Raw genomic sequence first — 11,809 nt, 5'->3', positions numbered from 1 at the left:
CGGTCGGTGAGATTCTGGACGGCATGAGCGCGGAGACCACCGGGTTCGACAGGCGGCGGCATGCACTGGCCGTGTGCCTGGTGTCGGCGTTCATGACCGGACTGGACGTGAGCATCGTCAACGTGGCGCTGCCGTCGATCCGCGCCGGCCTGCACGCGACGGCGGACGGCCTGCAGTGGACGGTCTCCGGCTATGCGCTGACGTTCGGCCTGCTGCTGGTCCCGGCCGGGCGCATGGGGGACGCCAGGAGTCGCAGGACGCTGTTCATGTGGGGGGTGGCGCTGTTCACGCTCGCCAGCGCGGCGTGCGGCTTCGCCTGGGACATGAAGGTGCTGATCGCGGCCAGGCTCGTGCAGGGCATGGCCGCCGGAACGGTGAACCCGCAGGTGTCGGGGCTGATCCAGCAGATGTTCGCGCGGCACGAGCGGGGGCGGGCGTTCGGCGCGCTGGGTGCCACCATCGGCCTCTCCACGGCCGCCGGGCCGCTGATCGGTGGCGCCCTGGTCACCCTGTCCGGGCCCGAGCTGGGGTGGCGGTGGGTGTTCCTGGTGAACGTGCCGATCGGGCTGGCCCTGCTGCCGCTGGCCTGGCACGTGCTGCCGGCCCCGCGCCAGGACGTGCCGCGGCGGCGGGAGAGCATGGACCCGGTGGGCGTGCTCCTCCTGGGTGTCGGGGTGGCGGGCCTGCTGCTGCCCTTCATCCAGCGCCACCAGTGGGAGGGGAACGCCAAATGGCTGATCATCCCCGCCTCGCTCCTGATCCTGGGCGGCTTCGTGACGTGGGAACGGTTCTACCGCCGCGAGCCTCTCGTGGACCTGGCGCTGTTCAGGAAACGCTCCTATCGCCTCGGCACGGCCATCGGGCTGTTCTACTTCGCCGGATTCACCGGCATCTTCTTCATCTTCACCCTGTACCTGCAGAGCGGCCTCCATTACAGCCCGCTGCTGGCGGGCCTGTCGATCACGCCGTTCGCCCTCGGCTCGGCCTCGTCCAGCGTGGTGGGCGGGCGGCTGGTGTCCCGCGCGGGGCGCCGCGTGGTGGTCATCGGCCTGGTCACGGTGATCGCCGGCCTGGCGGCGACCATGGCCGCCACCGTGCTGGTGCCGGGGCCCGGCGCGGGCCTGGCCACCGCACTGCCGCTGCTGGTCGCGGGCATCGGCAGCGGCCTGGTCATCTCGCCCAACCAGGCCATCACCCTGTCGGAGGTGCCGCCCGAGGGCGGCGGGAGCGCGGCGGGGGTCCTGCAGACGGGCCAGCGGCTGGGCTCGGCGATCGGCATCGCGACGGCCGGCTCCACGTTCTTCGGCGCGCTCGGCGCGGACTGGGCGACCGCCTTCCGTCACGGCCTGGCGGTGGTCCTGCTGTTCATCTTCCTCTCCCTGGTGGCCGCCGTGTACGACCTCGCCCGCCCGCGTTAGCGCCTCCGCCCGGGACCCCTCCCGGCGCATGCCTTGTAGAAAGGCCTCACCCCCTGCGGCCGAGCCACGTGAGCACGGCGTACCGGGCCGCAACAGCCGACGAAAGGGAGACCATGCACCCCCGGAAGGCCATCACCGCTCTGACCCTCGCCTGCGCGCTGGTCGCGCCGCCGGTCCTCGCCGCGACCCCGGCCGCCGCCTCCGCCCCGAACCTGCGGGCCTGTTACGACGGGAAGTGTAAGTTCACGTTCACAAGGGCCGTGAGCTTCCGCGTCTCCAGCACGTACGGCCTCGGCAGAGTGCGCGTCTCCAAGGAGTACATGGGCGGCCTCTTCAACCAGGACATGGTCGTCGTACGGGCCCCCGGCCTCACCTCGTCATTGGGGGAGGGCGCCAGGGGGGAGTTCCGGCACGGGAGCAAGCGCACGCTCAACTTCCGCGTGCTGTCGATCACCGACCGGGGGGCGACGATCCGGTTCGAAGGATGACCAGGCGTTCCCGTTCGCCGGGTCGGCTAGGCTTCGGCGCGGGGGTGGGCACCATACGAACGAGATTGCGCAAGCTCCGCGCGCGTGAGCGGGAGTTCGTGTGGAAGGGCGAGATCCACCACGTGTCCGGCGGGCGCGACTGCCACAGATGCGTCCGCCTGCGGGTCTGGGGCGCCGGGAAGAACAGCCGGGTGCTCCAGGCGGACCTGCTGTCGAAGGCGGTCCTGCCGTGGGGCTGCGCGAGCGACAACTCCTACCCGACCCCGAAGGACGTGCGGGAGGTCATCGACCATGCGCTGACGCATGGCTGGGACCCTGACGCCGCCGGCGGGGTCTTCTTCCTGAGCGAGGACGAGCACGCCGCCGCGTTCGAGCTGACCGATTTCCTCCTCACCGACCGCCTCAGGGACGAGGGGGCGCCGGACCCGACCGCCCGCGTGCTCAGCGCCTTCGAACGCGCGACTGACTGAGCTCCCTCGAACTTTCTCCGCTCTGACGCGAAATGATGGCCCGCCTCCCTACATAGGCACAGATGTCCGTACATCGCACTATGAAGGAGCCGGGCATGGGGATGCCTCGTGGATGAGGAACGGGCCAGGTTCGAGTCCGTCTACCAGGAAACGTACGGCCTGATCACGGCGTACGCGGCGCGCCGTTGCGACTCCCCGCAGGATGCGGCGGACGTGGTGGCGGAGACCTTCGCCGTCGCCTGGCGGCGGATACACGACCTCCCGGACGGGGAGGAAGCCACGCTGTGGCTGTACGGCACGGCACGCAAGGTGCTGGCCAACCACTATCGCGGCGAGGTCCGCCGCCAGGCGCGCAGCGTGGAGCTCGACACCGAGATGGCCGACCTGTACGGAGCCTCGCCCGACAGCCGGGTGGAGTTGTCCGCGATCACGCACGTCTTCCGGAGCCTGTCCGACGACGACCGCGAGCTGCTGGCGCTGGTCGCGTGGGAGGGCCTGGACCGGCAGGAGATCGCCACGGTGCTCGGCCTGTCGCGCAACGCCGTACGCATCAGGCTCCACCGCGCCCGCAGGCGCTTCGCCCGCGCGCTGGCCGAGGCGGACGTCCGTTTCACGTCGGAGAGCCGGCTGATCCCGGCGGAGAGGCAGCTGTGAAGAACACCGACGACATCGACACGATCACCCGCTCACTGGCCCGGGTGGAGCCGGGCCGGCCAGGGGGGCAGGCGTCCGACGCGGGGGCGCGGACGCTGCTGGCCTCGATCACCGCCACCGAACCCGGCCCGCCCGCGGCTCCCCCACGCCCGTATCGGGCCCGGCGCCTGTTCCTGGGGCTGGCCGTGGCGGCCACGCTCGCCGTGGGCATCGTGGTGGGCCAGGGCCTGCTGCGGACCGGGGTGCCGCCTTCGTACGCGGTCACCAAGGACTCCGACGGCGTCGTGTACGTCAAGCTGCGGGACTTCCGTGACGCCGCGGGGCTGACGAGGCAACTGCAGGAGCTCAACGTCCCCGCCGTCGTCGACTACGTGCCTCCGGGCAAGATGTGCCGGGAGCCGCGCGGGACCCACGTCGAGGACATCCCCCCGGGCCTGTACTCCGTACCGGAGAACATTCCCGGAGAAGAGGGGCGCGGCTGGCAGATGCGGATCGACACCAGGCTGTTCAAGCCCGGCCAGACCTTCGTCTGGACGATCGGGGAGCAGACCACCACCACCATCCTGATGACCGGCCCAATCGGGCCGTGCGTCCTGGAGGACAGGCCTGTTCAGAAGGAGGTCAAGCCCGACTACCGGCTGGCGACCGTGAAGGGTCGCTCGCTCGCCGGGCTCCGGGTGGACGAGAAGACCGTCGGCGAGGTCCTGCCCGAGCTCAGGAAGCGCGGACTGAAGGTCACCTTCCTCATCATGGAGATCGCGCCGGGCAACCCGGGCGGCTTCGGCGAGGGCCCCACGCGAACCACTCCCGTGGGGGACGACTGGGTCGTCTGGGAGGCGGAGGAGTCCATCCGCGAGCGCGGAGTGATCCGCCTGCTCGTCACCGACAAGCGTTACGACCGCAACCCTGTCTACGGCGGTCCACGCGACAACGTCATCAAGGAATAACGCTTCTTGATCGGCCAGGAAGTGGGGGATCGTGGCGGCCTTCGCCGAACTGGTCAACTGAACCCCTGATCAGCCGGCCAGGGCCTTGACGCTTTCGGGTGTCCAGGCGTACTCGATCACGGGCAGTTCGACCCCTCCGGGCACGCTCTCCCAGAAGTCCCGCGTGGCGCTGCCGCCGCATCGCTCGTAGAAGGCGATGGCCGGGGCGTTGTCCCTGAGCACCTCCAGGTAGACCGCCTTGCCGGGGTGGTGGGCGGCTGCCCAGCCGAAGGCGCGGCTCATGAGCAGGCGTCCGATACCGGAGCGTTTACGCGCGGGGCGGACGTGGAGATTGTCGAGCAGGACCCGGCCGTCGGGCTGCGCGATCAGGTAGGTGAAACCCTGCAGCGCGTCGTCCTGCTCGGCGAGCAGCAGATGGGAGGCGTTCCCGAGGGTGCCCGGCTCACTGGCCGTGAGCCGGGCGGCCCAGAGCGCCTTGCGGTCCTCCAGGAGCGGGCCGTCGAGGAAGGAGGCGGGCATGATCCCGGCGTAGGCCGTCTGCCAGCTCTCGGCGTGCAACGCCGCGATGAGGTCGGCGTCGCGCGGCGCGCCCGTTCTGAGTTGCATGGGTCAGAGCGTGCCATAACCGATGAACGACCCGAACTGCCCTCGGGACAGGCGCCGGCCGGGTAATCACCTGGCCGGCCTCCAGGAGCGCCTTGGCCTCCGAACCCCCGAAGGCCAAGGCGCTGGAGGTGACGCTCCACGCCACCAGCTTCATCGACGGGCTCGCACTGGTGAAGCCCGTCGTTGTGCACTTCTCGGACGAGCCGCATCCCTGGCCCCTCGCCCCCCTGGGAGGAGCCCCTGCTCAGCGGCGTCGCCAGGGTGCCGGAGCGCTACTTGAGGATCTCGAGGTGGTAGTCCGCCTTCGTGTGCGACCAGTGCTCACCCGTCAGTTTGCGGCACCGCCAGCTCCCCTGCCACTGCTTGCCGTCGACCATGCACTTGTCGTAACCCGCGGTGGTGAGCGGATAGGCCGCGACGTACTCCCAGACGTCGGCGCTGGCCGGAGCCGGTACGAACGCGCCGACGGCTGCTGCCGCCGCCGCCGTGACCGCCACGTTCCTGACCTTGTTCCACAGCATGAAGCCACTCGTCCTTTCTCGATTGAGCCGAAAGCCTGGCAGCCGGGGCTTCCGTGTCTCTTCTCCATTGCTTCCTTCTTGCGGCTGCTTCCTTCTTGCGGCTGCTTCCTTCTTGCGGCTCAGCGATCGTCGGCCGTTTCCGGTTACGGCGTTAGCCTCGTGATCGTGACGACCAGAAACTCCCATTGCTCCTTCTGCGGCACGGCCTACGTCCCGGACCAGGACTGGCCGCGGACCTGCGCCGGCTGCGGCAACACCAGCTACCTCAACCCGCTGCCCGTCGCCGTGATGGCGCTGCCGGTGGACCAGGGACTGCTGGTGATCCGCCGCGACGTCGAGCCGCACCGCGGCGAGCTCGCCCTGCCCGGCGGCTTCATCGACCTGGGCGAATCCTGGCAGCAGGCGGCGGCCCGAGAGCTTCGGGAAGAGACGGGCGTCATCGTCGAGGCGGACGACGTCCGGCTGTTCGACGTGCTCAGCGCCCCCGACGGCACGGTGCTGATCTTCGGTTTGGGGCCGCGTACGAGCTCGGCCGCCCTTCCACCGGTGACTGCCACGGCCGAAACGACGGAGTGGCTGGTGATCGACCGGCCGCAGGAGCTGGCGTTCCCGCTGCACACGCGGATGGTGGGGCAGTACTTCGACGGCGGTCAGCCCGTACGCGTCCAGTAGTCATGGGGGTGACGGCCGGGCCGGAAACCCTGGGCCTCGACCATGGCCGTCGCCTCGGCGAAGCGGTACGCGATTCCGGTCGGGTCGTGGGCATCGCTGCCGAAGGTGACCGCGTCTCCGCCTTCGTCGCGCCACCAGCGAACGATCTCGGGATGGAGCGGCCCCCGCGTGTTGACCTCCAGAGCCCGGCCGCTGTCGGCGAGCACGCGCAAGGCATGACGGAACTCGTCCTGGAACGCGTTCGGATCGAACGGCCCGGCCTGCGCAGGCCAGTAACGCAGCGGGTAGTCGATGTGGGCGAGCACCCCGAAGGCGTCCGAGCTCTTGATCAGGCGAGGTATCTCGGCCAGGTATTCCCGGATCACCTCCGCGGCCGGTCGCTGACGGTAGAGATACGGCGGCTCGGAGAACTGCCGCCCCACCGGCAGGCAGTGCAGCGAACCGAGCACCCGGTCGAACTGCCCGGCGTCGAGCAGCCTCGCGACCTCGTCGCCGTACCAATGCGGTTCGCCTAATTCCACCCCGGTGATGATGCGCAGGCTCGGGAACCGATCGCGGCAGCGCCGCACGCACCCCAGATATCCGTCGGGATCGAATCTCGGCGGAGTCAGCGTTCCGGCCGGCGTTCCGGCCAGTTTTCCCGCCGGCGTGACGAACGGCTTGAGATGCGCGTATTCGTCGAGGTCTTCGGCAAGGACCACCCAGGCCGTGAAATCCACGTGCTCGGTGAACGCGACCGCGGGCAGCCCTGACTCCACCGCCCGCGCGCAGGTCCGCTCCATCGAGCCGCCCGGCGCGTCCCACGACCATTCGCTGTGAACATGACTGTCCGCGGGCAGCATGACCTCATCCTCTCCTTCGACCGTCTACTGGTCTGCGTGCCCGGACTGGTGCTGCTCGGGCAGGTGGCTTTCCGAATTAGCCCACACCAGGACGTTGTCATGCCGTTCCCGCTGAAAGAAATCGACCACCTCCTGGTCGGAATGGCGCAGGCTGAAGTGGGTCAGCACGAACAGCGTGTCCGGGTGCGCCTCGACCACGGGTTTGAGCCGGCTCCACACCGTGTGCCCGACCCGGTCCGCGCGAGGCAGTTCGCTGTCGTGGAGAAAAGTGCACTCGGTGATGATGACCGGATAGGTGAACAGCCAGGGGTTCCGCTCGAACACCGACACATGCGTGTCGCCGAGGAAGGCGAAAAGGGGGCGGCGTACCTGCCGGTCGACCTCCACGCCTTCTCGCCGTTTCCGCGCCATGATCCGGCCGAACTCCGCGCCGCGTCCCTCCTGGACGAGTTCGTCCCGCAGGTCCTGGAATTCGGGCAGCAGTTCTTTGACGTTCTCACTGAACGCGTAGCCCACGCAGGGCACCTTGTGCTCGCATCCCACCACGCGCACGTGGTGGCCACGGGAGCCGAAAGCGAATTCGTCGTCCTGCCGCACGCCGTGAAGACGATAGGCCGGGGCCAGCGCCGGATCGTACGGCGCCGCGTGATTCAGCTCGGCGGACGCACGCAGGAAAGCCTCCACATACGGCAGCGCTTCGGCCGGCAGGTAGATGTCGGCGCCGGACGGCCTGGAGGCGAGGTAGTCGAGATCCTTGGCGTGGTCGTGGTGCGTGTGCGTCAAGAAGACCGTCTCGGGCTGCCGCCCTTCGCACAACCCGGCGTCCAGGGCGCATCGCAGCTCCGGTATGTGGAAGAAGGTCTTGTCGTTCGCCCGGGAGTAACCGGTGAGGGTGAACGCGGTGCCGGGGATCCGCCACGTCTTCCACTGCCGGAAAGGATGCCCCTTCACCAGCAGATCCGGATGCTCTTGGGAGGTCTGCGTCATCGGATACGCCTTCCAGATGTTCGGATACTGGCCTTGATGGATGCTCGCCAGGTTCGCGGCCCGGCGGCGAAATTTCCAGTGGATATCTCTGCCGGCGCCGGCTGCCTTCCTCATGCCGCAGGCCGAGCGCAGAATAGGCCGGTGGCGATCGAACTGGGCTTGATTCCCGCACCGGACCGGCTCGAATGGGCCGGAGGTGCCGGGCCGTTCACAGGGGTCGTGCGTACCCGCGTCGATCCGTTACTCCGGCCTGACGCATATCGACTGACCGTGTCGGCCGACGGCGCCGAGATCGTGGGCGGTGACGAGGCCGGTGTCTTCTGGGGACGTCAGACCCTACGGCAGATCCAGGGCCTGGACGCCTTTCGCCGTGCCCCCATCGCGCGAGAGCCGGTCATGGTGCCGTACGTGACCGTACACGACGCGCCGCGTTTCGCCTGGCGGGGATTCATGCTCGACGTCGCACGCCATTTCCTGCCCAAGGAAGACCTGATGCGGTACGTCGACTTGCTGGCCGCGCACAAACTCAACGTGTTCCATCTGCATCTCACCGATGACCAGGGCTGGCGCGTCCAGATCGAGCGGTATCCCAAGCTGACCGAGGTCGGCGCGTGGCGTCCGCGTACCCGCATGGGCTGGGGCGAGCCGGCGATCTGGGAGGAACGGCCGCACGGCGGGTTCTACACCAAGGACGACCTACGCGAGATCGTCGCGTACGCCGGGGAGCGGCACATCACGGTCGTCCCGGAGATCGATATCCCAGGTCATTCGCAGGCGGCCATCGCCGCCTATCCCGAACTGGGGAACACCGACGTCATCGACACCACCGCGCTGGAGGTGTGGACCGAATGGGGAAAGAGCCCTAACGTGCTCGCCCCGACCGACGCCGTACTGCGTTTCTACGAGGGCGTTCTGGAAGAGGTGCTGGAGGTTTTCCCCAGCCTGTTCATCCACATCGGCGGCGACGAGTGTCTCAAAGGCCAATGGCGCGAGTCACCCACGGCGCAGGCACGCATCAGGGAATTGGGGCTCAAGGACGAGGACGGGCTCCAGTCCTGGATGATCGGCCACTTCGGCCGCCGGCTCGCCGAGCGTGGCCGTCGTCTCATCGGCTGGGACGAGATCTTGGAGGGCGGCCTGGCGGAGGGCGCCGCCGTCGCGTGCTGGCGCTGGTACACGGGCGGCATCGCCGCTGCCGAGGCCGGGCACGATGTGGTGATGTGCCCTCAGCAGGAGGTCTACCTCGATCACGTCCAGTCCCAGGATGCCCGTGAGCCCGTGCCGTTCGGCTGGGTGCACACGCTGGAGGACGTCTACCGGTTCGAGCCCGTACCGCCCCGGCTGGCGGGCACGGCTCACGCGGCCCGCGTCATCGGCACCCAGGCCAACCTGTGGACGGAAGTCGCCGAGAATCGCGGCCGAGTGGACTACCAGGCGTTTCCCCGGCTGGTCGCGTTCGCCGAGGTGGCCTGGTCGGACCTGCCGGCTCCCGACGAACGCGACTTCGACGGCTTCGAGCGCCGGATGAACGCGGCACATTACGCCCGCCTGGACGCACTGGGCGTCGCCTACCGCCCGCCCGACGGACCCCGCCCATGGCAGCAACGCCCCGGCATCCCCGGACGCCCGCACAACAAACCTCGACGAACCTGGCGAATGGCCTGACCTGCCACACGACCGGTACTGCGGCAACCAACCACTCTCCGGACCTCTGGGCGTCTGGGCGTCTGGGCGGTGATCCATCGCTCGATCAACGCCAGCAAGGATCCCAACCTTCCAGACGCACACCCCTTCAGCTCGTTCTGAACGCCACCGATCGCGAAGAGAATCAAGTCGGTCAACTCACACACCTGGCGTCCCACGGTTGTGCGCGGCCCGGCGGTGAAGCGGTATCAGATTTGCGCCACCCCTGCTCATCATTCGAACAAAGGAGAACCCCCGTCATGTCGTCGACCGTCCTCTACATGTCCATGTCCCTCGACGGCTTCGTCGCCGGCCCCAATGAGGGACCCGACAACGGCCTGGGTGACGGCGGACACCGCCTCCACGAATGGACGGGAGGCATCGGCGACGCCGAACAACTGGACGGCGTCGATCGTGAGGTCCTTGACGATTCTCTCTCCACCGGAGCGGTGCTCGCCGGCCGGGGGACCTTCGAACCAGCCGGAGGCTGGGACGGAGATCATCACGACGGCGTGCCCATCTTCATTCTCAGCCGCCACCAACCCGGCCCCCGATACGCGAAGTGGCCCAACGTCACTTATCTGAGCGATCTCAAGGACGCCGTACGCCGCGCCAAGGAGGCCGCCGGCGAGAAGAACGTGCTGGTCCATGGCGTGGGTACTGCCCAGGGTTGTCTCCTGGCCGGACTCCTCGACGAGATACAGATCCACCTGGTCCCGGTCCTGCTCGGTGAGGGCCGCCGACTCTTCGAACACCTCGGCGCCGACCACATCGAACTGGAGACCATCCAGGTCATCCGAGGACGGGAAGCCACACACCTCCGCTACCGCGTTCGCCGATGACCTCGCCTACCGCGCCGAGTCGCTGGAAGGCCATCGGGATTCGATGAGCGCCCGTAGGCGGTTCCTGTGCAGGCGGTCGCGATCTCCTCGCGCTTCCCTCAGGCTCTGATGTGGTCGGCGCGGTGCAACCGCACTCCGGTGGCACGCTCGGCCAGCGCGAGCGCGCTAGGCAGCGGTTCTTCGGTGCCATCGTCCAGGTCGAGCCCCAACTCGTGTACGTCGGCCAGGAGCGGATCAGGGTCGAGACCGTGGCGAAGGGAGTAGGCGTACCAGCTGAATGAGCTGATCCGCCGGCCGTCGACGAGATAGAAGAAGTCATCGTGGTTGATGTCAACGAATACGGTGGCCACGACAGTGCCGACGGACAAGGGAACCGACTGCTCCCGTAACATCCCTGCCCATCCGTACTCAAGAACAGTCCCGCTCTGCACGGCATAGGCTGCAATTCCGAACTCGCCGGTAGCTCCAGGGGCGGCCCCGATCCGCCGAAAGGCTTCGTCGGGAGGCAACCCCCGCACGAAGGTCAGGCACAGCCCTGCCTCGCCATCGTGACCAGTGCACTCCTCCGCCAGCCACGCATAGTCAGCCGCTGTCGCACCGCTCATGAAACATTTCTCCTAACGACGAAAGACCGCCTCACCAGATCGGGCAACGTCCCGCGACGCTTCCCGAAGGGGTGCGCTGCCGGGCGCGGGAATCGCAAGCACCTTGGCTCGTGGTGGCACTGACCTGTGCCGGAGACCGCCCTCGGCCCGCAGACAGCAACGATCAGCCAAGACCTGGCCTTGTCGGCGTCGATGCGAAGCGAAGCACTAGCGGTCGATGGAGGCCGAACGCATTCAGAGCAGGCCATCCTCGCGGGAGACCCATGCGCGCTCCGAACTGCGCTCGACGAGCCAAAATGCGCCCAGCTCGGACAACTGGCTCCCTGCCGCCCAGCACCCTACGACCGGCGGGGCCGAACTCCGGCTCTCCTTGGCCCGTAATGATGGTGATCAGGTGTCGTAGAGGCCGTCCCAGGGTGCATAGAAGCCAAGATTGTTGGGGTAAAGCTCCGCGCACTCGTCGCCCTCATGGTCTTCCAGGACCAGCCCGAACACCACGCCATCGAATTCCAGCCGAAACGGACGAATGGCGATGTCGCCGAACTCGAGGTCGGGCAGCTCGGCGAGCCATTCGCCCAGCCGCCGGTCTGCGGCGTCCACCGACTCCCTGTGCTTGTCATCGGCTCCGGTACATTCGACGCGCGAGTCAAGGTAGTGACCTTCAGGGCTGAAGCGATGAAGAACGGCGTACCACCGCTTATGGGCCAACCAATCCTCTGTTCTTGAGTAGCCTTCCCGAAAGGCAGGAACAACCCCGCCAAGGAACTGACCATCACGCCATCGGCCGATGCGGTCGGTGTGATAGTCGGGCTCGTACGAAATCGGGATGACCTCGGGATACGTCACACCCGAACCGTAGCCACCCCGTACGACAATCTCCCGCTTCGCTGGTCGAGCGCCCGGAGTCGGGACACATGTACGACGCGTACTTGCTACACGGCTGCTAAGTCCCGAATCAGGCCGAGCCCGTCAAGGACTTCGACATCTCGACCGACGAGCGCCTTATCCAGACCCGCGACAAACAGAGCAGTGAGCGATTCGCGCGCCAGCGCGTCTCGTTCCAGAAGAGGCAAG

14 protein-coding genes are annotated in these 11,809 nt (G+C 67.9%); 8 read left to right on the top strand and 6 right to left on the bottom strand.

Annotated elements, in window-relative coordinates; genetic code table 11:
* Positions 1-23: 23 nt before the first annotated feature.
* The 5 genes from AB0L65_RS44595 to AB0L65_RS44575 all read left to right on the top strand — a co-directional run bounded on the left by AB0L65_RS44595 (position 24) and on the right by AB0L65_RS44575 (position 3,977).
* On the top strand, positions 24-1,418 hold the full coding sequence (locus tag AB0L65_RS44595; RefSeq protein ID WP_364259158.1) for an MFS transporter: 1,395 nt from the start codon (positions 24-26) through the stop codon (positions 1,416-1,418).
* A gap of 113 nt (positions 1,419-1,531) precedes the next feature.
* Positions 1,532-1,906 carry a hypothetical protein gene (locus AB0L65_RS44590; protein ID WP_364259155.1) on the top strand — a complete coding sequence of 125 codons (375 nt, stop codon included), beginning with the start codon at positions 1,532-1,534 and terminating at the stop codon, positions 1,904-1,906.
* 65 nt (positions 1,907-1,971) lie between these two features.
* Positions 1,972-2,376, top strand: coding sequence for a hypothetical protein (locus AB0L65_RS44585; protein WP_364259152.1), 405 nt, complete (start codon positions 1,972-1,974; stop codon positions 2,374-2,376).
* 108 nt (positions 2,377-2,484) lie between these two features.
* The gene (locus AB0L65_RS44580) at positions 2,485-3,030 is read left to right on the top strand and encodes an RNA polymerase sigma factor (RefSeq protein ID WP_364259149.1); all 546 of its coding nucleotides are present in this window, start codon (positions 2,485-2,487) and stop codon (positions 3,028-3,030) included.
* Positions 3,027-3,977, top strand: a complete 951-nt coding sequence (locus tag AB0L65_RS44575; protein ID WP_364259146.1) for a hypothetical protein — start codon at positions 3,027-3,029, stop codon at positions 3,975-3,977. The genes AB0L65_RS44580 and AB0L65_RS44575 overlap by 4 nt, the downstream gene beginning before the upstream one ends.
* A gap of 69 nt (positions 3,978-4,046) precedes the next feature.
* Here AB0L65_RS44575 and AB0L65_RS44570 read toward each other — a convergent pair whose 3' ends face one another.
* Entirely contained in the window at positions 4,047-4,583 is a 537-nt protein-coding gene (locus tag AB0L65_RS44570) for a GNAT family N-acetyltransferase (protein ID WP_364259143.1), read from the bottom strand.
* Positions 4,584-4,855: 272 nt separating this feature from the next.
* Positions 4,856-5,104, bottom strand: coding sequence for a hypothetical protein (locus AB0L65_RS44565; protein ID WP_364259140.1), 249 nt, complete (start codon positions 5,102-5,104; stop codon positions 4,856-4,858).
* Positions 5,105-5,269: 165 nt separating this feature from the next.
* On the opposite strand from AB0L65_RS44565, the gene AB0L65_RS44560 reads away from it, so the two are divergent.
* The gene (locus tag AB0L65_RS44560) at positions 5,270-5,776 is read left to right on the top strand and encodes an NUDIX domain-containing protein (RefSeq protein WP_364259137.1); all 507 of its coding nucleotides are present in this window, start codon (positions 5,270-5,272) and stop codon (positions 5,774-5,776) included.
* Here AB0L65_RS44560 and AB0L65_RS44555 read toward each other — a convergent pair.
* Both AB0L65_RS44555 and AB0L65_RS44550 read right to left on the bottom strand, forming a co-directional pair.
* On the bottom strand, positions 5,755-6,618 hold the full coding sequence (locus tag AB0L65_RS44555; protein WP_364259134.1) for a PHP domain-containing protein: 864 nt from the start codon (positions 6,616-6,618) through the stop codon (positions 5,755-5,757). The two genes, AB0L65_RS44560 and AB0L65_RS44555, sit on opposite strands and share 22 nt — an antisense overlap.
* A 24-nt stretch (positions 6,619-6,642) precedes the next feature.
* Positions 6,643-7,719 carry an MBL fold metallo-hydrolase gene (locus AB0L65_RS44550; protein ID WP_364259132.1) on the bottom strand — a complete coding sequence of 359 codons (1,077 nt, stop codon included), beginning with the start codon at positions 7,717-7,719 and terminating at the stop codon, positions 6,643-6,645.
* Between the two features lie 27 nt (positions 7,720-7,746).
* Between AB0L65_RS44550 and AB0L65_RS44545 the strand changes: the two genes are divergently transcribed.
* Entirely contained in the window at positions 7,747-9,270 is a 1,524-nt protein-coding gene (locus tag AB0L65_RS44545) for a beta-N-acetylhexosaminidase (protein ID WP_364259129.1), read from the top strand.
* A gap of 278 nt (positions 9,271-9,548) precedes the next feature.
* Complete coding sequence (locus AB0L65_RS44540) at positions 9,549-10,130, top strand: dihydrofolate reductase family protein (RefSeq protein ID WP_364259126.1); 582 nt, start codon at positions 9,549-9,551, stop codon at positions 10,128-10,130.
* Positions 10,131-10,228: 98 nt separating this feature from the next.
* Here the strand turns inward: AB0L65_RS44540 and AB0L65_RS44535 are convergent, their stop codons facing one another.
* Together AB0L65_RS44535 and AB0L65_RS44530 are read right to left on the bottom strand one after the other, a co-directional pair.
* On the bottom strand, positions 10,229-10,735 hold the full coding sequence (locus AB0L65_RS44535) for a DUF6461 domain-containing protein (protein ID WP_364259123.1): 507 nt from the start codon (positions 10,733-10,735) through the stop codon (positions 10,229-10,231).
* Between the two features lie 390 nt (positions 10,736-11,125).
* Positions 11,126-11,581 (bottom strand): hypothetical protein, encoded by a 456-nt coding sequence (locus tag AB0L65_RS44530; protein WP_364259120.1) that lies wholly within the window; start codon positions 11,579-11,581, stop codon positions 11,126-11,128.
* Between the last annotated feature and the right edge of the window lie 228 nt (positions 11,582-11,809).

Source organism: Nonomuraea sp. NPDC052116 (assembly GCF_040680035.1).
Lineage (GTDB): Bacteria > Actinomycetota > Actinomycetes > Streptosporangiales > Streptosporangiaceae > Nonomuraea > Nonomuraea angiospora_A.
This window is presented reverse-complemented; position numbering and strand designations above follow the sequence as displayed.

Excerpts from the sequence above, each read along its gene's own strand:
- AB0L65_RS44595 (WP_364259158.1), top strand. The coding sequence starts at position 24 with ATGAGCGCGGAGACCACCGGGTTCGACAGGCGGCGGCATGCACTGGCC.
- AB0L65_RS44590 (WP_364259155.1), top strand. The coding sequence starts at position 1,532 with ATGCACCCCCGGAAGGCCATCACCGCTCTGACCCTCGCCTGCGCGCTG.
- AB0L65_RS44570 (WP_364259143.1), bottom strand. The coding sequence starts at position 4,583 with ATGCAACTCAGAACGGGCGCGCCGCGCGACGCCGACCTCATCGCGGCG.
- AB0L65_RS44565 (WP_364259140.1), bottom strand. The coding sequence starts at position 5,104 with ATGCTGTGGAACAAGGTCAGGAACGTGGCGGTCACGGCGGCGGCGGCA.
- AB0L65_RS44555 (WP_364259134.1), bottom strand. The coding sequence starts at position 6,618 with ATGCTGCCCGCGGACAGTCATGTTCACAGCGAATGGTCGTGGGACGCG.
- AB0L65_RS44550 (WP_364259132.1), bottom strand. The coding sequence starts at position 7,719 with ATGAGGAAGGCAGCCGGCGCCGGCAGAGATATCCACTGGAAATTTCGC.
- AB0L65_RS44540 (WP_364259126.1), top strand. The coding sequence starts at position 9,549 with ATGTCGTCGACCGTCCTCTACATGTCCATGTCCCTCGACGGCTTCGTC.
- AB0L65_RS44535 (WP_364259123.1), bottom strand. The coding sequence starts at position 10,735 with ATGAGCGGTGCGACAGCGGCTGACTATGCGTGGCTGGCGGAGGAGTGC.